This window comes from Paenibacillus sp. V4I9, assembly GCF_030817295.1.
GTDB lineage: Bacteria > Bacillota > Bacilli > Paenibacillales > NBRC-103111 > Paenibacillus_E.
Window position 1 is genome coordinate 1434503 of sequence record NZ_JAUSZE010000001.1, and the last position, 25955, is coordinate 1460457.

Annotated in this window: 20 protein-coding genes; 16 read left to right on the forward strand and 4 right to left on the reverse strand. The window is 45.6% G+C overall.

Annotation, left to right across the window (positions count from 1 at the left end; all coding sequences use genetic code 11):
- Position 1: 1 nt before the first annotated feature.
- Entirely contained in the window at positions 2 to 937 is a 936-nt protein-coding gene (locus QFZ81_RS06915) for a diacylglycerol/lipid kinase family protein (protein WP_307446374.1), read from the reverse strand.
- A 244-nt stretch (positions 938 to 1181) separates the two neighbouring features.
- Here QFZ81_RS06915 and QFZ81_RS06920 point away from each other — a divergent pair, with 244 nt between their 5' ends.
- Complete coding sequence (locus tag QFZ81_RS06920) at positions 1182 to 2954, forward strand: methyl-accepting chemotaxis protein (protein ID WP_307602032.1); 1773 nt, start codon at positions 1182 to 1184, stop codon at positions 2952 to 2954.
- A gap of 721 nt (positions 2955 to 3675) precedes the next feature.
- Here the strand turns inward: QFZ81_RS06920 and QFZ81_RS06925 are convergent.
- On the reverse strand, positions 3676 to 4374 hold the full coding sequence (locus QFZ81_RS06925) for a DUF559 domain-containing protein (RefSeq protein WP_307602034.1): 699 nt from the start codon (positions 4372 to 4374) through the stop codon (positions 3676 to 3678).
- A gap of 1023 nt (positions 4375 to 5397) precedes the next feature.
- On the opposite strand from QFZ81_RS06925, the gene QFZ81_RS06930 reads away from it, so the two are divergent.
- From QFZ81_RS06930 to QFZ81_RS06995, 14 genes are all read left to right on the forward strand, one after another.
- On the forward strand, positions 5398 to 5799 hold the full coding sequence (locus tag QFZ81_RS06930; RefSeq protein WP_307446366.1) for a DMT family transporter: 402 nt from the start codon (positions 5398 to 5400) through the stop codon (positions 5797 to 5799).
- Between the two features lie 23 nt (positions 5800 to 5822).
- A complete protein-coding gene (locus QFZ81_RS06935; RefSeq protein WP_307446364.1) occupies positions 5823 to 6266 on the forward strand; it encodes an OsmC family protein in 444 nt (147 codons plus the stop codon).
- A 138-nt stretch (positions 6267 to 6404) separates the two neighbouring features.
- A complete protein-coding gene (locus QFZ81_RS06940) occupies positions 6405 to 8219 on the forward strand; it encodes a sensor histidine kinase (protein ID WP_307446361.1) in 1815 nt (604 codons plus the stop codon).
- Positions 8216 to 9814, forward strand: coding sequence for a response regulator (locus QFZ81_RS06945; protein WP_307602036.1), 1599 nt, complete (start codon positions 8216 to 8218; stop codon positions 9812 to 9814). Before QFZ81_RS06940 ends, QFZ81_RS06945 begins: the two co-directional genes overlap by 4 nt.
- Before the next feature lie 94 nt (positions 9815 to 9908).
- Positions 9909 to 11246 (forward strand): extracellular solute-binding protein, encoded by a 1338-nt coding sequence (locus tag QFZ81_RS06950; RefSeq protein WP_307602038.1) that lies wholly within the window; start codon positions 9909 to 9911, stop codon positions 11244 to 11246.
- 11 nt (positions 11247 to 11257) lie between these two features.
- Entirely contained in the window at positions 11258 to 12142 is an 885-nt protein-coding gene (locus QFZ81_RS06955; protein WP_307446353.1) for a carbohydrate ABC transporter permease, read from the forward strand.
- Entirely contained in the window at positions 12139 to 12954 is an 816-nt protein-coding gene (locus tag QFZ81_RS06960; protein ID WP_307446351.1) for a carbohydrate ABC transporter permease, read from the forward strand. Before QFZ81_RS06955 ends, QFZ81_RS06960 begins: the two co-directional genes overlap by 4 nt.
- A 26-nt stretch (positions 12955 to 12980) precedes the next feature.
- On the forward strand, positions 12981 to 14612 hold the full coding sequence (gene nagZ / locus QFZ81_RS06965) for a beta-N-acetylhexosaminidase (RefSeq protein ID WP_307602040.1): 1632 nt from the start codon (positions 12981 to 12983) through the stop codon (positions 14610 to 14612).
- On the forward strand, positions 14612 to 15682 hold the full coding sequence (locus tag QFZ81_RS06970; RefSeq protein ID WP_307602042.1) for an ROK family protein: 1071 nt from the start codon (positions 14612 to 14614) through the stop codon (positions 15680 to 15682). Before nagZ ends, QFZ81_RS06970 begins: the two co-directional genes overlap by 1 nt.
- Before the next feature lie 163 nt (positions 15683 to 15845).
- Complete coding sequence (locus tag QFZ81_RS06975; RefSeq protein ID WP_307446341.1) at positions 15846 to 17093, forward strand: MFS transporter; 1248 nt, start codon at positions 15846 to 15848, stop codon at positions 17091 to 17093.
- Positions 17094 to 17237: 144 nt separating this feature from the next.
- Positions 17238 to 18842, forward strand: coding sequence for a LytS/YhcK type 5TM receptor domain-containing protein (locus tag QFZ81_RS06980; protein ID WP_307602045.1), 1605 nt, complete (start codon positions 17238 to 17240; stop codon positions 18840 to 18842).
- Between the two features lie 6 nt (positions 18843 to 18848).
- The gene (locus QFZ81_RS06985; RefSeq protein WP_307450018.1) at positions 18849 to 19592 is read left to right on the forward strand and encodes a LytR/AlgR family response regulator transcription factor; all 744 of its coding nucleotides are present in this window, start codon (positions 18849 to 18851) and stop codon (positions 19590 to 19592) included.
- Positions 19593 to 19721: 129 nt separating this feature from the next.
- Positions 19722 to 21782: a carbon starvation CstA family protein gene (locus QFZ81_RS06990; RefSeq protein WP_307602047.1), complete on the forward strand. Its 2061-nt coding sequence runs from the start codon at positions 19722 to 19724 to the stop codon at positions 21780 to 21782.
- Between the two features lie 4 nt (positions 21783 to 21786).
- Entirely contained in the window at positions 21787 to 21981 is a 195-nt protein-coding gene (locus QFZ81_RS06995; RefSeq protein WP_307446331.1) for a CstA-like transporter-associated (seleno)protein, read from the forward strand.
- A 55-nt stretch (positions 21982 to 22036) separates the two neighbouring features.
- On the opposite strand, the gene QFZ81_RS07000 is transcribed toward QFZ81_RS06995, so the two are convergent.
- Complete coding sequence (locus QFZ81_RS07000) at positions 22037 to 22792, reverse strand: DeoR/GlpR family DNA-binding transcription regulator (protein ID WP_307446328.1); 756 nt, start codon at positions 22790 to 22792, stop codon at positions 22037 to 22039.
- Positions 22793 to 23453: 661 nt separating this feature from the next.
- Between QFZ81_RS07000 and QFZ81_RS07005 the strand changes: the two genes are divergently transcribed.
- Complete coding sequence (locus QFZ81_RS07005) at positions 23454 to 24842, forward strand: IS1182 family transposase (RefSeq protein WP_307601847.1); 1389 nt, start codon at positions 23454 to 23456, stop codon at positions 24840 to 24842.
- 151 nt (positions 24843 to 24993) lie between these two features.
- Here the strand turns inward: QFZ81_RS07005 and QFZ81_RS07010 are convergent, their stop codons facing one another.
- Positions 24994 to 25932: an aldo/keto reductase gene (locus QFZ81_RS07010; RefSeq protein WP_307446323.1), complete on the reverse strand. Its 939-nt coding sequence runs from the start codon at positions 25930 to 25932 to the stop codon at positions 24994 to 24996.
- Between the last annotated feature and the right edge of the window lie 23 nt (positions 25933 to 25955).

The window sequence follows — 25955 nt, forward strand, 5'->3', positions numbered from 1 at the left end:
GTTAACCTTCATTCAGAGATGACCCGATAACGGTTAACGCAGAAGGTACAATCTCGATTTGGAGCGGTGTTGATCCGGCAAATTCTCCGTCCGCTTGGATGAGTAAAGGAATTTGTGTACGAAGTGAAATCGACGTCCCTTTATAGAAAGAAACAGCGGGATGATGAATATGCTTGCCTTGATAAACGGTGAAAAGAATGGGCAGCAATCGGTATCGCCCTCTGCTTTGAATCACGATAACATCGGCTGCGCCGTCGTGAGGAGAGGCAGCAGGGCATATTTGTATGGAGCCACCGTAAAAGGGGATATTGGCAACAGCTGTAAGCCACATGTTAGGCAATTCATGAACCGTGCCGTCAACTTCTAACCATGCTGTACACGGTTGGTAAGTGGCGAACACTCTTAGGATCGAGATAAAGTAGGACAGCTTACCGAGTCCAATGCGATTGAGTAATTTTTTGTAACTAGCCTCATTTGTCAATTTGGCCACCATACCATCGAAACCTGCCCCAATGCTATTCACCGCAATAATTCCGTTCCTTGTACACAGAAGATCAATTTGGACTTTCTTAGTCTCCGATATCGCGGCTTCTAGGGCTTGTATAGAATGGGTTGGAATGCCATAGGCCTTGGCAAAATCGTTACCTGTTCCTGCAGGAATGACCGCAAGTGGACAGTTTAATCCGGTATTTTGTAATTGCCATAACCCTCCGGCAGTCTCATGAATCGTTCCATCCCCACCGATCACGATCAGCTTATCGATACGGTGCTCTTGAACAAGTCTGATGGCGTACTTAGTGGCTTCTCCTGCCTTTGTCGTTATTTTTGCCATATAAGAGATATGGTTTAACTGTAGATAAGTCTCTATTTCTTTCCAAATGCTAGCTCCTCTACCATCCCCCGAAAGAGGATTCACGATAATTCCAATCAACTTCATTTCTATTACCTCCTAACTATCATGAAAATGGAACAAATTGTATACAAAATTTCTTGATTTATGTCTACTTTTTACCTAATTTTGTCTTTACATCGTGAACGCTGTTTTGTAGAATAAACCGTAGGTTAATTAGTAATCTTTCATGTAAGGTTTTATCACATCAGCAAATGAAATGGTTTTAGTAGTGTACTGGACAAGAAAGTAAGACTACAAGATCTATCACTCGGGAGGAGAACGGGAGACTTTGAAATTCAAAACGAAATTGAATGTGAGTAACTTGAAGAACGTAAGAAATATGAGAGCTAACCTGTCCATCCTTCGAAACCTTAAACTACGTTTTAAACTGCTGCTTATGAACGCTATCGCTATTTTGTTCCTACTAATTGTAGGTATTACGGGTTATTATTATATGGATAAGATGTCTAGTAATTCTACTAGAATGTACGAGGAAAGTCTGCTATCTGTCAAATGGATTAATCAATTGAAATCAAATTTTAATGAAACTGAAGCCAATCTGCTAGAGATGATGCTTTCGACTGATGTGAAATACAAGGTCAAATTAAAAGTTAAATTAGATGAAAACAGTGCCAAGAATAAAGAGCTGGTTACTAAAATAGAGGGAATTGCCTTAAATCAAGAGGAAACTGTCGCTTTTAAAAGCTTTGAGGAACTGAATCTGAAGTACCGCGATGTTATAGTCAGAACAATAGACCATGCTACCCAAAATAATCAAGTAGCCTACCAAGTGTATAACAATGAGGTTTCACCTCAAGGTGATAAAACGATTGAAGCACTTGATAAATTGGTACTGCTCAAAGAGTTTGCTGCTGAACAATTTGAGCGTTCGAGCAGCGCAGATTCTAAAACGTCACACTGGGTTATTATCCTTACCATTGTTATCGCAATCATCGTAATGACGGCAAATGCACTAGCATTAAATATGATTATTACGACGCCAATTCGCAGATTGCAGGAGCATATGGAGAAAGCGGCTAGCGGTGATCTCTCAGTTAAAGGGGACTATCCTTATGAGGATGAGGTCGGTAAATTGACAGGCTCCTTTAATGTCATGACCGAAAGCTTGCGCAGCTTAGTCAAACAGATTGCAGACAATGCGTTGACACTCTCGGCGAGCTCGGAAGAACTTCTGGCGAGTTCGGAGCAAAGTTCCATGGCTGCGAAACAGGTAGCGACATCTAGTCAGCAGCTATCCGAGGATTTCGAGAAGCAGTTTGCTGGCGTGAATCAAGCGAACGAGGCTGTTCAGCAAATGCTTACAAGTACGAAGCTCATTGATTTGTCAGCCCAAGAGGTTGCTGAACTTGCAGAACAAGCAACCCAAGCAGCACAAAACGGCAAACAATCCGTGGTGTCGATTGCCGGTCAAATGACGGAAATCTCCGATGCTGTTCGTGAAGTCAACGATGTGATTGAAGCATTAGGTAAAAATGCTTACAAAATTGGCGAGATTGTCAATGTCATCAATGAAATTTCCACACAAACGAATCTTCTCTCTTTGAATGCTGCTATTGAAGCAGCTCGTGCTGGAGAAGCGGGTCGCGGATTTGCTGTTGTAGCAGGAGAAGTGCGTAAGCTTGCTGAGCAATCATCTTCGTCGGCACGCAACATTACGGAGCTTGTTTCCACGATTCAAAGACAGATCAATCACGCTGTAAGCTCCATGCATGCGGGAGCAGGCAAAGTGGAAGTTGGATTATCGATTTCGGGGAAGGCGCAAGAATCCTTCGTCCATATTGAATCATCCGTTGAAAAAGTAAATGCGAAAGTGGAAAGTGTGAACCTGAATATTCACCAACTTGTTGATGCTAATTTACGCATAGAACAAGTGATGGGTATCGTGAGTGCTGTTTCGGAAACAGGGATTTGCGTCAGTCAAGAGACATCGGCGGCCAGTCAACAGCAAATGTCGACGACCGAGGAAATTGAGAATTCGGCCAAGTCCTTGGCCGGACTGGCTGAGGAATTACAAATTTCTTTGCAGAAATTTACAGTGTAGAGTGATGACCGCGGGCGGTTTGCCTGCGGTTTTTTTTGTTTGGGCCGCCGCGGAAACGGATGTATTCATCGCTAAAGTGCGGGAGCGCAGGGAAGTGACTTGATAGTGAGAAAAACACGCTTAAAATCGGAGTATCCGTCCGGAAACTCCGGCTGTCTCGGAGGCTCGAATGGAGCGAAAGTGGTGCGTGACGTCTGAGAAAGACTTCTCAGCTGCTGAGAGCAGGCAAGTTAGCAGGTTTGCGTCCTGAGAAGGCATAAAGGGGCGTCTCGAAGGCTCGAATGGAGCGAAAGTGATTCGAGACGTCTGAAAAAGACTTCTCAGCTGCTGAGAGCAGGAAAGTTAGCGGGTTTGCGGCCTGAGAAGGCAGAAAAGGCTGTCTCGGAGGCCCAAATGGAGCGAAAGTGGCGCGAGACGTCTGAAGAAGACCTCTCAGCTGCTGAGAGCAGGCGAGTTAGCGGGTTTACGACCTGAGAAGGCATAAAGGGGCGTCTCGAAGGCTCGAATGGAGCGAAGGTAGCGCGAGACGTCTGAAGAGGACCTCTCAGCAGCTGAGAGCAGGCAAGTTAGCGGGTTTGCGGCCTGAGAAGGCAGAAAAGGCTGTCTCGTAGGCCCAAATAGAGCGAAAGTGGTTCGAGACGTCTGAAAAAGACTTCTCAGCTGCTGAGAGCAGGCAAAGCAGCAGGATTTTTGATTTGAACAGTATTACAATGTTTAAGAGTTAATATTTAACTTGGTTATTAGCTTCCCAAATCGCCTGTGTATTCTTGTGAATATTGTAACCTCTAACGCATTTTATACCCTCATCAGCTGGCTTAAGGAGTGATCTTTCAGACATCGATTTAAGAATTCGGCAGGCTTTTCTTGAGTTGAAATGAAGCAACTGGCTTACGTTACTTGGCTTAAGAGCTCTTCCAATCGTCAAAGCCAAACGAATTATTTCCTTCTCTATGTAATCGATTTTAAATTCTGATAAATACATCCCGCCAAGGTAACGCCCCATAAACTGCTGCAGGGTTTGTTCACACATGCGAGGGCGATCTTTGACATCATCATAGGAAAAGCGTAAAATCTTCCATCCATCAATAACGAGGTGATTTTGGCGATTGCATTGATCGGCAAATTGAGTGCGGCTTACTTGGGAAGAATGTGTACCGTAACCATCAATTTCGATGGCGAGTTTGAGGGAATGACGTAGAAAAGCGAAGTCTAGGAAGCGGGTACCGTCGCGAAAGTCTTTCACTTCATACTCAGGGTGCAGGTCGTTAAAGTTACCGAATGCTGGCCACCAAACCTGATAAAGAAATGTTTTTTCGGCATGGCCATGGCCTTCTTTCAGCCTTCGTAATCGTTCCCCTTTTCTAATAGCTAGATGTTGAGACAGGTAATTATCATGTTCAGTGTGCATAAGTTTGTTCATTTACGTGACCTCCCCATAGAAATAAATAAGCCGCTTTTCTAGTTCAGCAATTGCTGAACCAGAAAAGCGGCGTGTGCTTCACGGCCGTATTTTAGTGTTTATTTGTAAGAGTATGTGTCTTGTGCAGCCATTTGTTCTATGTGCTCAATGTCTACTGTCTTTAACAGATAATATCATAAGAACCTTTAAAGAGATAATAGCAGCCCTAACTTTGAATTCACGTTGACGATGGCTCGTAACTGAATGGTGAGGTTTGCTTTAACGTTTTGAAAGGTATGTTTGGTTTGAAAATTTTTGAATGTTGATGTTCGGCTTTTTACGTTTTTGAAAGATTGTGTTTGGTTTGAAAATACTGAATGGTGAGGTTTGGCTTTTTGAAGGGTGTGTTGGTTTGAAAATTATGAATGATGATGTTAGGTTTATACGTTTTGTATGGGCTAATCAAAAGCGTAGGGTTATAGATAGACGTGTACGAATGCTAAAAGAAAAAAGTGTTGAAAAACAAGTATATTTACATGTTGACATTTCACTGATTTTCATATATAATTTATAAATTGATTGAAATGAACCATATAAACACTTAAAACCAAACCTCATTTACCCCACACGAACGATTAGCGAGAAGAAAGTAACCCCCTCTCCTTGTTTGTTTTTCTCCCAATGTGCAGTAAAAATCAGCTCATTTATGGTAAACCCGAGGCAACGTCAAGTGTTTCGGCAGCAGGTGTTTGTTAAGCAATTCGTACTGGCGCGGTCATTGGAGCCGCAAGGATGGAAGAGAGGTAGGGCTTTCATTGTTTTGATTCCAACACATTAATTATGCATTTTCATAGATATCAATGATAGCAAGTATAAGGCTGTTTTTATCTATTTTAGGGATAAGGATGGCCTTTTTCTATTGCAAAAAAACAAAATCGTTCCCGCCCTGACACCAGGAGTGAGAACGATTTTTTGCTTACTGGTGAAACCCAGCGCATTCCTTTACAATTATAATTAACAGTTTACACGTAAAGGATGGTAGCTATGATTTGGAATATGAATTGGACATTTTTACTGCTGGCAATCATATTTGAAACCGTGGGAACGACGGCTATGAAGATGTCGTCAGGCTTTACAAGATTAGGTCCGGCTATTGTTATGGGTATCTGCTATATTCTATGCTTCACCTTACTGACGCTGGCTTTAAAGCAGCTCGATGTCAGTTTGGCCTACGCCATATGGTCTGGAGTAGGGACAGCACTCATCACGATCATCGGCATATGGTGGTTCAATGAATCGGTTTCCACACTGAAGGTGGTTTCCATTGTTCTCATCATCTTAGGGGTTATTGGTCTACATATAAGCAGCAGTGGGGACGAAGGTCAATCGAAGGTCTTGCAAGCGCAAAATTCTTCAAAGGCAATAAACTCAGACACGAAGGATTAGATGAAAGTGAGGCGGAAAAACCTATGAGCGAGCATCGTTTTGAACTAAAAGCGGAGTGGTCCGGAGGCTTGGACGGCACAGGTCATATCCGAGCAGGTAACCTAGTCTCGGGGATTTCAGTGCCAAGCCAATTAGATGGTCCTGGCATAGGGACGAATCCGGAGGAGATGCTGCTTGGCGCGGCAGCGACCTGCTATTTAATCACACTCAGCATGCTGCTGAAGCGTCTAGGTATTGCATCGATCGAGCTGAACTCAGAGATATTCGTCCATAGCAGTCCGGCGATGAAGGTGGATAAAATCATTCACCGGCCGCGAATCTGTATCCCAGCTCATACTTCACAAGAGATAACGGATAAAATAAGCAAAGCCGCCTATCGTGCTGAACAGACTTGTATGATCAGTAAAGCATTAAAAGGGAATGTTGAGGTCATCGTGGAACCTGACATCCTTCTATTGAAGGAGTAGACGATTTTATCCCTATAGCATCCAAACCTATCCCTAGGATCACAAAATGCGGGTCATTTATAATCAAAAGTAAGCAGTGCAAAGGCGCCAACACTAGGATGGTGCGTGATTCAGTTTGGAAGGAGTCTGCCATCGTCGATGAATTTGAACAAAAAAGTGTTTATCGGTTTTTTAATGTTCATTATTATTCCTTTGTTCGTACTAGGCTCCGCTGTTTATACAGTATCTCAGCAGCTAATTGAGAAGAAGTACGGCGATTTGACCGAGGTCACTTTGCAGGCGATTTCCCGTAATATTTATTACATGTTCAAGGAAGCCAATTACTTTTCGGACTTTTGGATGGTAAAAGAGAGCATTCAGGGTATCTATCGAACGATCGATGAGGTGAAGCCGAATGAAAACACGCTCTCGTCTTATGACTTGAATACCTTTGATACCTTGCTGCGCGGCTCCATATTGACCTATTCACCTGTGCAATCCGTCGCGATTTATAATAATACCGGCAAATCGTTTAGTGCGGGGCGCGGGGGTGGAAGCGCTTTGCCGTGGACAGCGCTGACACAAAGCACCGCATTCCAGCACATACAGGAATTGAACGGAAGTCCACTCTGGATTGGACCTTCCGAATATAAGGAGTTCGGGACGGGGCGCGGGGAATTTTATCAAGCGAGATTGGTCAAAGACTTCTGGACGATGGACAACTTGGGGTTCATGCTGCTGAAGTTCAAATTCAATGAGCTTGATCAAATTTTCAAATCATTCAATACGAATGAGGAAAGCTCTAAGCGTTATTTGCTCGTCAACAAAAGCGGACTTATTTTTTATGATAATAAGCAAAATTTAGAAGGTGCCAATGTGCTGCAGCTGTTGCCTGGCAAATTGGATCTGCAGCTAAACAATAACAGTTTCCAGGCGAATTTTCAGAATGAAAAAAGCTTAATTTCACTCTACCATTTAAATATTAATCAGATGGGGGTTCAGGATTGGAGCGTCGTGTCGATCACCTCATGGAAGTATGTGGCCGGGGAAATTGAGACGATTATGAAGCTGGTCGCTGGGATTACGTTCGTCTGTTTATTTTTTGCCCTTGTGTACAATCTGGTTTTCGTAAGACGAATTGTTCAGTTGATTCTGCGTATGCTTTCCTCAATGAAAAAGGTTGAACGCGGTGATCTGACGACCCGTATGGAGGAAAGCGGTAAGGATGAAACGTCTGCTCTCGCTAGAGGATTCAACAGTTTGGTTGTGCGTGTAGAGGATCTTCTGGAAGAAGTCAAACGTCAGCAGGACCGTAAAAATAAGGCCGAGCTAATGCTGCTGCAAGCCCAGATCAAGCCGCATTTTCTTTTTAATACACTAGAATCCATCAATGTGCTAGCGATCCAAAACCAAGGGAAGAAAGTCAGCCAAATGGTGTATCGACTTGGGAATCTGCTGCGCATTGGAATGGAAAACAGAGAAGAGATTTCACTAAAGCAAGAGCTCGAGCATCTGAAAAGCTACCTCGAAATTCAGGAATTCCGATTTGAAGATCAATTTCAATATGACATTCAAGCTCCGCCTGAGCTTTTGGATTATTGCATTCTCAAGCTTACTCTCCAACCATTGGTAGAGAATAGTTTGCAGCATGGTTTTGAACCCATTGATTATATGGGCATGATCGCCATAAAGGTTGTGGATGAAGGAGAACGGATTGCTCTTTATGTGACGGATAACGGCATCGGTATAAGTACGGAGAAATTAGCTAAATTCCATTATAAAACAGAGCTAGAGACGCCATTTCACGAAATATTGGGCGCGAATGAAGAACGAAGAGGACTTGGTGTCAGCAATGTAGCTGACCGGATACGGATCCAATATGGCGCACACTATGGCATGTTCATCTGCAGTCAAGAAGGTCAAGGTACGACGATGAAGATCGTAATCCCAAAAAATAAGGGGGAAGGCTTATGAGGCTAAAAGCGATATTGGCAGATGATGAGCCTAACATTCTGCGTAATTTGCAGGCGGTTATTCCTTGGGATGAACTGGGGATTGATATTGTTGGAACGGCCAAAAACGGAGTGGAGGCGCTGGAACTTAGCTGCCAGCATGTGCCGGATCTGGTCATGAGTGATATTCGTATGCCGCTAATGGATGGCATTACGTTCGTTCAGAAGCTGCGTGATATCAATGAGGATTGTACAGTGCTTATGGTGACGGGGTATCAGGATTTCGAATATGTACGCTCGTTGATGCGAGTTGGCGTGAGCGATTACATACTGAAGCCTATTAACTATGAAGAGTTAGAGAATTCTATAACCAAATTGGCGAATGAAATCAGGGTTAAGAAGCTAAGTGAGCAAGAGGAGCAGCAAAAGTGGGGCAAAATGAGAAATTTGGCCTATGAGAAGATCCTACAGGACGTTTTGATGAATTATACGGAAATTACGCCGAATACGCTGCTTCCGATTGATGAAATGGACCTTGAAACGTTGACCTATTTATTTGCGATGATCGATGTGGATGATTACTCACAGAAATCACTGCCTTGGACCGAGCAGGAGCGGAAACTATGGAATTTCGCAGTACGAAATGTATTTCAAGATTCGTTAACGGATGAGAAATTGAAGTTCACCGTACTCCAGATCCGCGAAGGCGAGTGGTGTGTAATCATACAATGGGATGAAACCGGCGAAAGCGCCGCATTGGTGAAGTTAAATGAAATAGCTGCTCAACTTCAGCATAACGTTTCCCAATCGGTTAAATTAGGCATTAGTGTAGGCATCTTTCCGGCAGCTGTTGGACTTCGTCAGCTCTCTGAGGCCTATCGGAAGCTTCAGCGATTCATGCAGCTTAATCTGGGGAAGCAGGAATCCGTGCTGTTGTATAAAGAGTCCAAAGAGCCAGCTGATGCGAACAGCTCCTTATGGTATTTGGTGGAGGAGATTGTAACAGGACTTAAACAGCTAAACCGTCTCAAAACGGAGGATGCCTTAAAGCGCTTAAAATTATTGCTTGAAGGTCTGTCTGACAGCTCCTTTGCCAGGGCCTATCAGATGCTGCATTTCCTCATTCTTCATTTGCTCCGCGAATTGCGAGAAATGAATTCCCTTGATTTTCAGGAGGAAGAACAGATATGGTGTCAACTGGATAAGAGCGAGAGCATTCAACATTTGCTTCAGGTTATGGTACAGCTTGTAGCACTTGGGCTGGAGGGGACGAATAAGAAGAAAAACAGCGAACTCCTCATGACAGCGGCGAAAGAATATATAAGAACTCACTATTCGAATGATTTCGGGATCGAGGATATATCGAGCTCTTTAGGCATAAGCTCCAGCTATTTTAGTTTATTATTTAAGCAGTATTTTGGAGAAACCTTCGTAGAATATGTCACGAAACATCGGATGGAATTGGCGAAGTCGATGCTGCTCCATAGTGATAAAAGTATTACGGACATCGGAAAATCAGTGGGATACATCGAACGGCGATATTTTACCAAAGTATTTCAAAAGTTTACTGGCGAGATTCCATCAGAGTTTCGCGAAAAGCGCAAAGAAGCGAAGTAGAGGATTTTGCCCCTTTATAAGGAATTTGTGGGTCTTTAGGACAAACTACCGTTATTTTATACTTAGATGGCAAGCATAAAGGAGATCAATCAAGATGAGAAAAGGAACGTTGATTTCGGTAGCAGCGGTAGCGGCTATGACGTTCATCGTGTCTGCTTGCAACGGCTTAACTTCGAACAATGAACAAACTCCCGACCCCGCGGGGACAAAAGGAGAGCCGATCTTACTGACACTTCGTCATACGCAAGTGAAAGATACGCAGAAGAAGCGCTTCGCGATGCTGCAGGATGTAGTGAAAGCAACGGAGTTGAAGGTGCCTGGCTTATCGATTACATTAGATGGGGTGGAGGATAAGGTCAATCGCTTCGAGAAGCTGAGAGCGGAGATGGCGGCTGGGAATCCACCAGAAATATTCGACTTGTTTGGCGGAACGGATACGAAGGATTACGTCAAAGCGGGTAGGCTGCTTGATCTTACGCCCATACTGAATGAGCTTGGATTAATCAATAAGTTTTATAGCTTCGAGGAGTTTACGGTTAACGGTAACATTTATGGCATTCCAATGGCAGGGTACGTCGAGGGCTTGTACTATAACAAAAGGATTTTGGCGGATCATCAAATAAAACCACCTCAAACGTGGGAGGAACTGCTCGCAGCTGCCGCGATACTAATGGCTCAGAAAATAACGCCATTTGCATTGGCGGCTAAAGATTCCTGGGTCATTAACATGATGATCAATACTATGTGGGTGCGTACGGCCGGTCCAAATTCTGTTATGGGCTTTTTGGATGGAAGCAAGCGATGGACGGATCCGGATGTTGTGGATGCTTTTGAGAAATATCATACGTTGATTCAAAAGGGGTATCTCCAGGAGGGCAGCTTAGCACTGGCATATGCCGAGCAGCAAAATAAATTTAGCAGCGGCGAAGCGACTTTCATGTTCGATGGCAGTTGGGCGAATACGCCGTTGCTTGACCCTGAGAAGTCATCCATCGTAAAGGATGTAGGCTTCATGAGTTTCCCAGCTATGGGAGGGCCAGGAGATGGTTATATCAATGGAGGATGGTCTAATGCCTATGGATTCTCTAAAAAAGTGACGCCAAATCAGCTGGTGGCTATTAAGGAGTTTATCAGGCAAATGTATAACGAATCCATGCAAAAAAGACAGCTCGTCGAAGAAGGTATGCCACCTGCCATGAAGCTGCAGGATACGAGCAATGTAAACCCGCTGATTACGGAAATTTTGAATGTATTTGCTAGGAGTAAAGGTGCTTTCCCCGCATTCGACTCACGCATTCAAACGAAAGTTCGAGAAAAATTGGAGCGCGGTATGCAAGAATTAATAGGCGGAAGAACAGATCCGGCCTCCTTAATGGCAGACATACAGAAGCAGCAAGAGGCTTCGAATGAGGAAGAAACCCATACCAAATAGTAGGATGAGACATGAAAAAGATAGGAAGAAACCCATTTGCTTATGCGCTTTTTACGTTACCGACACTACTGCTATTCGTGATCTTTTTCTTATATCCCATGATCATGTCGCTGCGCTACGGATTCACGGAATGGAACGGAGTGTCGACGGCGAGATTTAATGGTTTGGATAATTTCGTTACTGCTTTTCAGGACAAATATTTCTGGATGGCTGTGCGGAATAACCTGTATTTCATTAGTTTTTCTGTTGGATTGCAAATCCCCTTTATACTCGGTTTAGCGCTTTTGGTAAGCAAAGTTAGGCGATGGACTAGCTTCTACAAAACGATGATTTTCCTCCCGACTATTCTTTCTACAGCTGTGGTTGGTGTACTATGGGGGTTCATCTATCACCCGCAGGCGGGGCTGCTCAATCAAGCATTAGAAGCTGTAGGGTTAATGACTTGGCAGCATGTTTGGTTAGCAGAGGAAGCGACAGCGATGGTCTCTGTGCTTGTTACCAACGCATGGCAATGGATTGGATTCTATGTCGTGCTGGTTTTATCGGCGATCTATGCTATCCCCAAAAATATCTTGGAAGCGGCTGAGTTAGACGGGGCGACAAGCCTGCGAGAGGCTTGGTCGATTACGCTTCCGCTGCTGCGTCCCGTCATCATGGTCATGATTTTGCTATCGATTACAGGAGCTATGAAGGCCTTAGACATCGTCTATGTGATGACTGGCGGCAATCCGTATGGGATTACAGAAGTGATGGCCACGTATATGTATAAAAAAGCTTATCGCATTGGTGAATATGGCTATGCAAATGGAATTGCCGTACTTATTCTCCTTTTAACCGGTATGTTAACATCCTTGTTTGGCTGGTTCACAAGGAAGCAGGAGGAGGTGCGATATTGAAGGGATTTCCCTATCGCCGTGTCTTCCTGCATGTTGTACTCATGTTGTACATAGGCATGATTTTGTTTCCTCTTCTTTGGGTGTTGAACTCCTCTTTTAAAACAAATAAAGAAATCATTGCCTCGCCATGGTCCCTTCCGGAGCAACTCTCGTTTTCGAATTATTGGAATGCCTGGACTGGAGCACATGTAAGTCATTATTTTACGAACAGTTTGGTGATTTCTGTGATATCTGCCATAGCAACGCTGTTTCTTGGTACGGCAACGGCGTACGCACTAACACGAATGGAATTTCCACGATTAAGCAAGTTCTTGAAGCGTATATTGATGCTCGCATTGCTTGTTCCCGCAGGTTCCTTGCTTGTTCCTTTATATATGCTGCTTCGCAGCATGCACGTATACAACACGCCGCTAGCCTTGATCCTGCCCTATGTAACGATGGGTTTACCTTTGACTGTGTTTATTTTTAGTGCTTTTTTGAAATCTATACCAAGTGAGTTAGAAGAAGCGGGAATCATGGATGGATTATCTATCTATGGACTTTTGTGGCGAGTCATTCTTCCAATAACGATACCTTCGCTCGTCACAGTTTTTATGCTTAATTTCCTCAGTAATTGGAATGAGTTTATGATGGCGAATCTGTTTCTAACGAAGGAAAAGTTTAGGACGCTTCCTGTAAGTATGGTAGCCTTTTACGACCAATTGAATATGAACTACGGTTCGCTATGTGCGGCAATCATGTTTAGTGTTATTCCAGTCGTGCTGATCTATTTTATTTTGCAGAAACGTATTATTGAAAGCATTAAATCTTAACTTACTCATTCAAGGAGCGTGTATTCATGTCATCTTCATCGCGCAATAACCAACATCCTTTAACTTTGCGTCAAAAAGTGGGTCAAATGTTTATTTGCGGCTTTGAATCTTTGGAACCAAATGCGTCCATTACCCAATTAATTGAGGATTACGGACTTGGCGGTGTCATCTATTTTCGTCGAAATGTAATAGATGCTCACCAATTGGCTCATTTGTCGGCTGAATTGCAAGCGATGAGTCAACGCAGCGGCGGACAGCCGTTATTCATTGCCGTAGATCAAGAGGGAGGTATGGTTTCCCGTATTGAAAAAGGAACAACTCTGCTGCCAGGGAACATGGCTTTAGGGGCTGCTTTTGCCCCCGCAGGTGTTTATGCCAGTTCAAAAGTGATGGGTAAAGAACTACGCCAAATGGGCGTGAACATGAACTTCGCCCCTTGTTTAGATATCAATAATAATCGATTAAACCCTGTTATCGGCGTACGCTCTTATGGTGAAACAGCTGTGCTAGTGGGTGATATGGGTACACATGCGGTGAAAGGTTTGCAGGATATGGGCGTTATAGCCACAGTCAAGCATTTCCCAGGGCACGGTGATACGTCAGAGGATTCTCATCATGACCTTCCCGTTGTTCCGCATAGTATGGAGCGATTGATGGAGCTTGAGCTAGCCCCTTTCATTAAAGCGATTGAAGGCGGTGTAGACGCTATTATGACTGCGCATGTCGTATTTGCGGCACTAGAAGAGAATGGCGTTCCATCGACGTTGTCGTATCGCATTTTAACGGAGTTGCTTCGTGAGAAGCTTCGTTTCAAAGGGTTAATTGTAACAGACTGCCTGGAGATGAAGGCGATCTCAGAAGGGATTGGTGTGGCGGAAGGTGCTGTTCGGGCCATTGAGGCCGGATCGGATCTTATTCTGGTTAGTCATTCACTGGATCGCCAAGTGTCTGCCATTGAAGCGGTTATTGCTGCGGTGGAAAGTGGACGGATTCCGGAGTCGCGAATTGATGAGTCCGTGCTGCGGATTATGACCTATAAATATAAGCGAGGGATTCGATATGATACGTTAGAACCCATCCCGACTGTACCTATCTCTACACCCGAGCATCAACTGCTTGCCAAAGAACTGAGCCGTAAAAGTATTACACGGGTTAAGGATGAAGTAGGTAAAGTGCTGGATCTGAACGAGCCGACCTTGGTCATTTGGACGGAAGTACAAACGGGAACTGAGATTGATGAAGTTGTGGAACGGAGCGGGACACTGGGCAGTGTCTTATCTGAGATAGCCGGAAAGCCTATTAAGGAGGTTTACTTGGGGCTATATCCTTCGGATACGGAGATAGCATCGGTTCTGGAAGCTTGTGAGGGTAACAAGCAAGTTGTCATTGTCACATATAATGCAACATTCTCAGCAGGACAAACCAGGTTGGTTAAAGAATTAGTTCAAAGGAAAGAGCCGTATGTTATCGTGGCTGCCGGGAGAAATCCTTATGATTTACTTGAATTTCCTGAGGTAAAGACTTATTATGCTTGTTATGAAAACCGTCCGCTTGCGATGGTTTCTCTTGCGAATGTGCTGCTTGGGAAAGAGAAAGCGGTTGGAAGGCTGCCTGTGACATTGTCGGAGGAGTATCCGCTAGGTTGGAGGCTGGATTGATGGGGAAAGGGGAAAAAGAGATGACATTCGAGCAAGACAATAAGCAGGATGTTTTTGTAAAGGGTAATAGCATGGAACAAGATGTCTTCGTTCGGGAGTATTTTGTTGGGGTAGATCTGGGAGGCACGAAGATGTTGGCCGCCTTGGTTGCGTACGATGGCAGCATCATCGCAAGAGAAGAGATCCCCACCCTTGCGCAGCAGGGGGAGGTAGCTGTGCTCGATCGGCTGGGTAACCTGATCGAGGGAATTCTCGCGGCTGTGCCCGGCAGCCGCAGTGCTCTCCGCGGTATTGGCGTCGCCACCGCGGGCACGCTCGATACGGCGAACGGTGTCGTCACCTTCGCCACGAATCTCGGCTGGCGCGACGTTGCCGTCGCCGCGGTGTTGTCGGACCGCTTCGCTTGCGAGGTCCGGCTCGAAAACGACGCCACCGCCGCAGCGGTCGGCGAATGGCTGGCCGGCGCGGGCGAGGGCGCGCCGGACTGTATATTCGTGACGATCTCCACGGGGATCGGCGGGGGCATCATCTCCGGCGGCCGCTTGATCGCCGGAGTCAACCATAACGCAGGGGAGCTCGGCCACATTTCCATTGATGGAAATGGGCCGCGCTGCCTCTGCGGGAATGTGGGGTGCCTGGAGCTCTACGCGTCAGGCACCGCCATTGGCCGCCGCGGCGCCGAGTATGTACGCCGCGTTGCGGGAGGCGACGGCGACGCTGCCGGCGCCCTCACGAGGCTCGCGGGAGGCGACCCTGACCGCGTGGATGCGCGGTTGGTCGCGGCCGCAGCCGCGGAAGGGGATGCCGAAGCAAGCGGCATCCTGCGTGAAGCGGGACGAGCCCTCGGCATCGGGCTCGTGAGCATCCTCCACCTGCTCAATCCGCAGGTGGTCATTCTTGGCGGCGGGGCTTCGCACATCGGCGAGCCGCTCCTAGGACCGATGCGTGAGATCATCGAGGATCGCTGCCTGCCTTCGATTCTAAGCCCGGTCCGGTTCGTAACATCTGCTCTTGGATCCTCCGCAGGAGCTGTAGGCGCCGCCCTGCTCATGTCGAGGGATGGGCACTGAGTCATTTCAGTTTATGACTGGTCATATGACAAATTGCACTAGACGTTAGGCACCTTTTTCGATACATTAAATGAGGTTTATGAAACTTTCTTGGTTCCGATTACGTCGGAATGAAGTTGACGTTTTATTGACCAATCTATTGTCGAAGGGGTGTTTTTTTTCTATGTCTCAAACCGTATCTAATTCTGCGCCAACGATGCGTTCTTTTTTTGCAAATCGTTTCGTGCAGTCTATTATGTTATCGGGTCTTTTTCTCCAAATCGGGATTTGGATTCGTAACTTCGCAATTCTCCTCTACGTAACCGACATGACGAATAACGATCCTTACTCGGTTTCCTTGATTTCCGTTGCCGAGTTTGCGCCGATATTTATTTTCTCTTTCATTGGCGGTGCCTTTGCAGATCGATGGAGACCTAAGCTCACGATGGTCTGGTGCGATATTCTCAGCGCTGCATCAGTGTTTGTCATTATGGTTACCCTGTATTATGGTTCATGGAAGGCGATCTTTTTTGCCACATTAGTGTCGTCCATCCTGTCTCAATTCTCTCAACCGTCCGGGATGAAGCTGTTCAAGGTTCATGTGCATGAATCCCAAATGCAAATGGGGATGTCATTGTTTCAATCGATGATGGCTATCTTTATGATTTTGGGACCAATTATGGGGACTTTCGTGTACTATACCTTTGGAATCGAAGTCGCTATAGCGATCATGGGAATTTGCTTCGTGCTTTCAGCTCTTGTCCTAACGTTTCTACCATCTGACCGTAAAGCTGAAAAAGGATCAGAAGGACCATCCACGCATATTTTTGCTGAGATGGGCGAAGGTTTCCGGTATGTGCTCAAGAATAAAATGCTGGTCACTTTGGGAGGCTGCTTTGCCGTTGCCGGTCTTGCGATTGGTCTAATCAGTCCGCTTGGTATCTTTCTTGTTACGGAAAATCTAGGCTTGCCTAAAGAGAACTTGCAATGGTTTATGGCCACAAATGGTGTCGCGATGATTATTGGCGGAGGCGTGACGATGGGCTTTTCCAAAAAAATGTCGTCGCAAGCGCTGCTTATACTCGGGATGTCCGTAAGTGTCGTGGCGTTTGCAGTCATTGGCATGACACATCTCTTATGGGTAGCACTTTTGATGCAATTTCTGTCAGGGCTCGTCATGCCTGCAATCCAAATTGGTATCAATACAATGATACTTGGCAACACGGAAGAATCGTTCGTGGGTCGCGTGAACGGTATTCTGAATCCATTGTTTATGGGAGCTATGGTCATCACGATGAGTTTGGCCGGAAGTATCAAGGCTTCCTTCTCGCTTGAAACCATTTATCTAGTGAGTGCTGCTTTATTTTTAGTTGGGGTCTTCATTATGGTGCCTTCGTTAAAATATAAGCAAACTGTGGCCGCAGCCGAGTAGTGAGTGATGTACGAACCCTCCCGATTATCGAGAGGGCACATAAGAACATGGTTTCTACAAACGTAGAAACCATGGTTTTTTTACTGCAAGGACACTCGATTTCTGCTAGGATTATTCTAAAAGATATTAAAAGGTGTGTGAACGATGCTTCATTTGTTCGTCGATATGATTGAAAGGGTTGGATTCTTGATAGCGCTTGCATTTGCCTTTTCTCGCAGCCGCTGGATGCGCAGTTATATGAGTTATCAAGGTAACAGGACCTATCAATGGCGTTTTCTTTTCTTTTTCACTGCTTATGCGATTCTGGCCACCTACTCAGGTGTGACGGTTTCCGACTATACGTATCGACCGGCTCCATGGATCGGCGAAGTTTCCCCAACAGCGGCTATTGCCAATGCACGAACTGTTGGCGTCGTCATTGCCGGGTTGCTTGGCGGTGTGAAAAGCGGGCTCATCGTTGGTGTCGCAGCCGGCCTGCATCGTTATAGCTTGGGTGGATTTGTTGCCGTAGCCTGTATGATTGCGCCTATTCTACAAGGTGTCTTGGCTGGACTTTGCCGCAAAGCGTTCAAGAAACGCTTCCGTAAGGTGTCATCCATTCAACTCGCCTTTCTTGTTGGCTTCATGGCTGAAGCTCTGCAAATGGCACTCATTCTTGCGCTCGCCAAGCCCTGGGGGGACGCTGTAAACCTGGTTTCGCTCATTGGTTTACCTCAGACTCTCGCTAACAGCATCGGGGTGGCCCTTTATTTCGTGCTGTACAACACAATGGAGCGCGAAGAGGATCGCATCGGCGCAGAGCATGCTCATAAAGCACTGCAAATCGCGGATATGACGATGCCACTTTGGCGATTGGAATTCGAGAAGGCGGTACGTGAAATCGCGAAAGTTTTGAATGAGGAAATGAAGGCCGTTGGTGCATTTTTCAGCAAGAACGGCTCGGAATGGGTAGCTGAGGGAAGAAAAACAAAGCATTGGATCGACCTGTTTATTCATATTCCGAATCAGCGTCCTATTGGACAATTTCGCTTGTATTTCGAACGAGAGCAGGATGATAATCCATCTCGTAGACGAATGTTGTCCTCGCTTGCCGGTCTGCTTTCTCAGCAGTATGCGTTTGTCGAGTCCGAGAGACAATCGCAGCTGCTGGCCGATGCGGAGATTCGTTCACTGCAGGCGCAGATGAATCCTCACTTCCTATTTAATGTGCTGAACACAGTCAAATCATTTATTCGTACTAAACCGGAAGAGGCTCGTCAGATGGTGATGCACTTGTCTAAGTTTTTGCGCAAAAACATGAGCCATAGTAACCAGCGGATGATTACGATACGTGACGAATATGAATTGGTCATGTCTTACCTTAGCTTGATTAAATCACGTCTTGGGGATCAATTGGAATTTTATGCAGAAATCGATGAAGGGTTACTGGATCATCAGATCCCTCCGTTTACGATTCAACCTCTTGTCGAGAACGCTATTGTTCATGGCATCAAAAATAGGAAGGGAATCGGTGTGATCAAGCTTATGGTGAAGGAGGAACTGGACAACGGAAAGCGGCATGCGCGTATTACTGTCGAGGACAATGGAGTTGGCCTAGAAATCGCCCGGCTTCACAGTCAAGGGGAACATGCCGGTATGGCTTTGCGGAATATCGAACAGCGGCTAATTTACCATTACGGAAGAGAGCATCCACTCGAAATTGCGAGTAAGTCAGGCGAAGGTACAACAATTAGTTTTTGGGTGAGGTGATGGTTGGTGGGCTGGAATATCGTGATTGCTGATGATGAAGCGCCAGCAAGGGAAGAATTAGTATATCTCTTAGAGCAGTTCAAATGTGTAGACAGAGTGACACCGGCGACCAGCGGAATGGATGCAATTAAGAAGGTAAAAGAACAAGCGCCGGATGTCTTATTTCTCGATATGGACATGCCGGATCTTAACGGGCTTCAAGTGGCGGAAATCGTAGGGGAGATCAATCCGCAAGTGAAGATTGTATTCTCCACTGCGTACGATCAATATGCCGTCCATGCATTTAAGCTTCGTGCTTTTCACTATATGCTCAAGCCGTACGACGAAGAAGATATAGCTATCGTCTTCCGAGAGCTGAGTAAAATTCGAATGCAGAACGGACTGGGTGCCTTGTTCCAACCTTCCTCTGGAATGACCAGTGCAAAACTAGCTCTAGAATTGGATGATGGCATTATCTATGTGCCCCCAAAAGACATCACGTATATTAGTAAAGAAGTCAAACATGTACAGGTTCATCTTCACGATAAAGCCTATAACGTTTCCTATACATTAGTAGAGCTGGAACAAAAGTTGGAGCCATTCGGTTTTTTTCGCTGCCACAAAAGCTATCTTGTCAACCTGGCATCCATTGTTGAGATGAAGACCTGGGTCAACGGAGCTTACAATCTGCGGATGGATGACGCGCTGCGAAGCAGCATACCTGTTAGCCGAAATTATGTGAAGATGCTGCGTTTGAAACTCGAAATTTAACATCATAAGGCTCCAGTATGGCATGATGCGCTCCAGATGTTTCGCTCGGAAATCAAACAAGTTATACTCCTTGTAAGCGTTATCAACCAAGTCGATTGAAGAAAAAAACACTTACTAGGAGTGATAGTTATGAAAAACAAATTTACTTCGTATGTGATCTGGGGTGCGATTGCAGCGTTAGGTGCAGCTGGTTTCGCTATGCTCGCGCTATCGAATGGCGAGAAAATTTCTGCAGTTTGGTTAATCATTGCCGCTATCTGTACGTATGCTTTTGGTTACCGTTTTTACAGTCGGTTCATTGCTAAGAAAATTTACGAGTTAACTGACAAACGAGCAACCCCAGCCCATGTGCATAACGATTCCAAAGACTACGTCCCGACCAATAAATATGTACTTTTTGGCCATCATTTCGCGGCTATCGCCGGAGCAGGACCGCTTGTTGGTCCGATATTAGCCGCGCAAATGGGGTATTTGCCCAGTATTCTCTGGATTATTATCGGGGCCGTTCTTGCTGGCTGCGTACAAGACTTTGTGACCCTTGTCGGATCCATGCGTCGGGATGGAAAGTCACTCGGTCAAATGGCCAAAGACGAAGTCGGTCGATTCAGCGGTACGTTAGCGTCCATTGCAACATTAGCGATCCTCATTATTATCGTCGCAGTTCTTGGACTCGTCGTAGTGAAAGCGTTAGCTGAATCACCATGGGGCATGTTTACGATTGCCATGACCATGCCGATTGCCATATTTATGGGCTTTTATATGCGTTATATTCGACCTGGTAAAGTGATCGAGGGCTCCATCATTGGTTTCGTCTTATTGATGATTGCTTTATGGTCAGGACAGTACGTAGCGGAAAGTCCGATGCTGTCCCATATGTTCACCTTCACCGCTCCGCAAATCGCTATCTTAATGGTCGTCTATGGCCTGATTGCTTCCATTTTGCCGGTTTGGGTCCTTCTTGCACCGCGTGACTATTTGAGTTCTTTTCTGAAAATCGGTGTTATCATCTTACTTGCTGGTGGCATCATGGTCCTTTTACCGGAGCTGAAAATGCCGGCTGTGACCAAATTTATTGATGGAACAGGTCCCGTATTTTCCGGCAATTTATTCCCATTTTTATTCATTACAATAGCTTGTGGAGCGGTTTCCGGATTTCATTCTTTGATTTCTTCCGGTACGACTCCGAAAATGATTGATAGAGAAAGTCATGCGCCTTTTATCGGCTTTGCCGGTATGGCCGCAGAATCCTTCGTCGCCGTTATGGCATTGATCGCGGCATGCGCCTTAGAGCCCGGCATTTACTTCGCGATGAACTCTTCACCGGCTGTGATTGGAACCGATCCAGCTGCCGTCGCAGCCAAAATCTCATCATGGGGCTTCACGCTGACTCCTGATCAGATTACAAGCACAGCCAAAGCAATCGGTGAAAAAACGATCCTTTCGAGAACTGGCGGGGCACCGACGCTTGCCGTAGGTATGGCCGAGATTTTTTCAACGTTCCTTAATGGAGCCAAGGCATTCTGGTACCATTTCGCCATATTGTTTGAAGCTGTCTTTATCTTAACAGCTGTGGATGCCGGGACGCGCGTTGGACGTTTTATGCTGCAGGATTTGATCGGAAACTTCTACAAGCCATTTGGCCAAACGAAAGTATTCAAATACAATTTCATTGCTTCGCTGCTTGTTTGCTCGGCTTGGGGATACTTCTTGTATCAAGGGGCGATCGATCCTTTCGGAGGTATCAATTCCTTATGGGCGTTATTCGGAATCGCGAATCAAATGCTAGCTGCCATCGCCTTAGCCGTAGCCGTAACGATTATGATAAAAATGGGCAAAGCCCGGTACGCATGGGTAGGTATCCTTCCCTTTGCGTTCCTCTCCGTGACGACATTGACCGCCGGCTTCCAAAAAGCATTTTCCGATAATGCAGCTATTGGATTTTTAGCGGCAGCGAAGAAATACCAAGCAGGAATTGACAAAGGCCAAGTCATCGCGCCAGCTAAAAATATGGAAGTTATGCACCAGATTGTGACGAATAATTATATCGATGCAGGGCTAACGATCTTCTTCGGCATTGTAGTCCTTCTGATGATTATCATCTCTTTACGGGTATGGTATACGATCATAATTCAAAAACAAAAACCTAGATTAAATGAAGCACCTTTTGTACAATCCACATTTGGAGCCTGATGCCATGAAAAAAATAACAAGCTTTACAAACAAGGTCAGTGCGACAATCAAGGTTATTTTCAATATCCCTGACTATGAAAGATACTTAAAGCATCAACAGGAGCATCATTCCAATGATACACCTTTGACTGAAAAGGAGTTTTACATGCTTTCCCTTCATGAACGTTATGAAAGCGGTAAAATTAATCGCTGCTGCTAAAGAGAAACGGAGCATTACGGGAGGAATGAACCCGAGATGCTCCGTTTTTATTTTTTTATAGAAATGGAGCTCCGGCTTCCTTGAAAGCATGCTTCATTTCCGGTGTTATGGCTGAATCGCTGATAATACCGATGGTTTCTTGGACTTCCCCTATCACAAACAGGGAGCTTCGGCTGAACTTAGAATGATCGGCAACCAGGTAAGTTTCCATGGACTGCTTCATCATGCGTCGATTGGTCTCGGCTTCCAGCTCATTATAAATCATCATGCCACGAGATAACGAGACACCGTCCACACCCATGAATGTTTTGCGAATGCTGAGATTTTCTAACGTTGCATTGGCGAGTGGTCCCGACAGCTCGAAGGTTTGGGTGCGAATTACCCCGCCAGTAAGGATAAGCTGCAGTCCCGGCGTTCCGATCAGTTCATAGGCGATATTAACCGCATTCGTGATTACGGTAAGGTTCTTGAATTGGTTAAGCTTTTTAGCGATAAATGTCGTCGTTGTACCACCGGTTAAACCGATAATATCGCCATCCTCGATGTAGCGCAGCGCCTTGTCGGCGATTTCTTTCTTCTCATCGGTGTAGAGGTCCATTTTGTTGAAAAAAGGGACTTCGACCTTCAAGCTTTCAAGCACAGCGCCTCCGAAGGTGCGGATGCAGCGCTTTTCTTGTTCGAGTATCTCTAGATCACGTCGAGCCGTTGCTTCCGATACAGCAAACTGCTTAACGATATCGTTTAGGGCAATGGAGCCTTTATCTTTAATGGCTTGCATAATCGCATCGCGGCGAATGTCTGTCTTTCCCATGGTACCTCCTAAGAGCAGATCCTTATTCTTCCTGTAGATAACGCTTACGTATATCTTATCATTCAATGGATAAGCCGTCCATCGGATGGCGCGGAAGAATGGAGGTGCGGAGCCGTGATCCGTCACATAAGGGTTGCTAGAGACTCCTATTTGAGTGGAAAGTGCCTGAAAAGCAAAAATAGCAGTCTCTAGAGGCTCTTTATCTGCTCAGATTTAAACCATTTAAGCTCAATCTGCCAAATAAGAGTCTTCAGAGACTCTTATTTGAGTGGAAAGTGCCAAAAAAGCAAAAATAGCAGTCTCTAGAGGCTCTTATCTGCTCAGATTTAAACCAATTTAAGCTCAATCTGCCAAATAAGAGTCTTCAGAGACTCTTATTTGAGTGGAAAGTGCCAGAAAAGCAAAAATAGTAGTCTCTAGAGGCTCTTATCTGATCAGATTTTATCCAATTTAAGCTCAATCTGCCAAATAAGAGTCCCCAGAGATTCCTATTTGAGTGGAAAATGTTAGAAAAGTAAAATCCGGCAGGTGATTATCCGCAAACACACAAAGCCCCCCGGCCCAATATGGGGCTGTTGACAAACACAATATTGAGAGGTTTTTGTAGAGACTGCGTAGAATTTAATTCTATGCAGTTTTTCTATTTGGAGGGATACCGATCATGATGGGGGTTAACGGAGATAAGCAGCACCAGTTTATTTTTTTAAACTTGGAGGATTATGTGCCAAAAGATCACTTGCTGCGAATTATTCAACGAGAAGTGGACGTCACTTTTATTTACGACAAAGTGAAGCATCTATATTCCCTCGTTGGTCGAAAATCTATTGATCCTGTGCTTCTCATGAAAATGATGCTCATCGGGTATTTATACGGAATTTCCTCTGAACGCAAGTTGGAAGAAGAAGTGAAAATGAATCTGGCGTATCGCTGGTTTTTAGGACTAGATCTCATGGAATCCGTTCCGGATCATTCTACTCTTAGTCAGAATCGTCGACGCCGGTTTAAAAACAGCTCTATCTTTCAAGAGATATTTGATCACATTGTGACATTATGCATACAAAAGGGAATTGTAACAGGCGATGTTATTGTAACGGATTCGACTCATGTTAAAGCGAGTGCATCGCTAAGCCATTCTGAAAAAGTAAAGGTGGACAAGAAACCATCGGAATACTTGGAGGAATTAGAAAAAGAGGCGCGGCGGCTTGAGAGTCAGCGGCAAGTAGAGCGCGATGCCGGAGGAAAGAAGAAGTGCGGGAGAGTCAAACAGGATCGCATGACTACCACTATCCAAACAGAAGTTACTCAAAGCCTGACGGATCCTGAGACTGGTCTGATGAATCGGCCCAAAAAGCCGATCGGATTCCATTTTCTTAGCCATACCAGTATCGACACGGCCTACGGTATTATCACGGATATCCATGTAACTCCAGGTAATGTGAATGACCACGAACCCTACGCTGGGCGATTAGCTGCTCAGCAAGAAAGGTTTAATCTTGAAATTAAAAAGGTTTGTGCTGACAAAGGATACGACTGCGCAGTGGTGCATCACGCTTTAGAAAAGCAAAACATTGAAGGGTACATCTCACCAATCGTAAAAGAAAGCAGTATTGAGGCCATTGGAGGTAAACCATTCCAATATGATGAAGAATTAGACACTTACTTGTGTCCTGAAGGAAAGACATTGAAGTTTACGCATGTCGAGGGTGATGGAATGAAGACCCCTTATCGAAGTGTGTATGCGGCAAAGACCAAAGATTGCAAAGCATGCCCGCTGCGTGAACAATGTTTTGGAAAGTCGAAGAAATATCGAGTCATTCGGCGAACTCTTTTCCATGAAGCAACAGAACGCAACAAGGAACGGGCTAAGAGCGAAGAGTATCGGAACTTCAAGCGTCTTCGGAGTATTTGGTGCGAAGGCACATTCGGAATCATGAAACAATCTCACAATCTAAGCAGAACCTATAAACGGGGCATCCGTAACGCTACGGAACACTGCCTCTTTTCGGCGTTGGCGCTAAACATAAAACGAATGATTAAGGCGACAGTGTAGATGGAAATGTTGCTCTTCCATTCAACAAAAACTCTATAATACAGCAAAATGGGTTGAGGACAAGATCCTCAACCCATTTTGTCAACAGCCCCAATATCGGCCGGGGGGCTTCAAGCGGCACACAAACGGTGCCGCAAAGGTTGCGCAGCTGCTACACCGTCGCTGCGGTTAAATCAAGCCATGCCAGCTCCTGCGCAGACAGCACAAGCTGCGCGCCGTCACGGCATGAGAGCATTTCGGCTTCGCTGCGCGGGCCAATGAGCGCGCATGCCGGGAACGGCTGGCTCAGTACATAGGCGAGCGCGATTTGGATCGCGCTGACGCCTTTTTCCTGCGCCAGCTGTTCGGCGCGGCGCAGCCGCGTCCAGTTCTCGTCGCTATAGAAGACACGGACGAGGTCGGCGTTTTCGCGGTTCTCCGGTGTGAACCGTCCAGTGAAAAATCCGCGTGCCTGCGAAGACCAGGACAGCAGTGGAAACTGCTTGGCTTCATGCCAGCGCAGCGCCCCTTCATCGGTTGAGACGCAGCCGGCCCAGAATGGCTCGTTCGCTTTGGCGAGGCTAAGGTTAGGGCTGCTAAAGCTGAAACCAATTAGACCATGCTGCTCAGCATAATCTGCTGCTTCTTGCAGACGTTCATGTGTCCAGTTAGACCCGCCAAATGCGCGGATTCTTCCAGCTTCCACATGTTCATTCAGCGCTTCGAGAATTACGCCGACCGGTGTTGCCGGGTCATCGCGATGAAGCGCATAAAGATCAATGTAGTCAGTACGCAGTCTCTCAAGACTAGTGAACAGGTCACTGCGAATCGCTTCCGGATTCACTCGGGGCCCGTTAGCATCATGATGTGCGCCCTTGGTAAAGATATTGATGTCATCGCGATTGCCCATCTCATCCAGCCAAATCCCAAGAGCTTGCTCGCTTTGGCCGCCACAATAGATGAACGCAGTGTCAATCGTATTTCCGCCGATAGACAGATAATGCCCAAGGATATCACTGACTTCTTGACCATTGTCCAGTCTAAAAAAGTCCGATCCCATGATCAGTTTAGATACGGGTTTATTTAATCCTTTAATCTGAATGTGTTTCATATGAAAACATCCCTGCTTTCTTT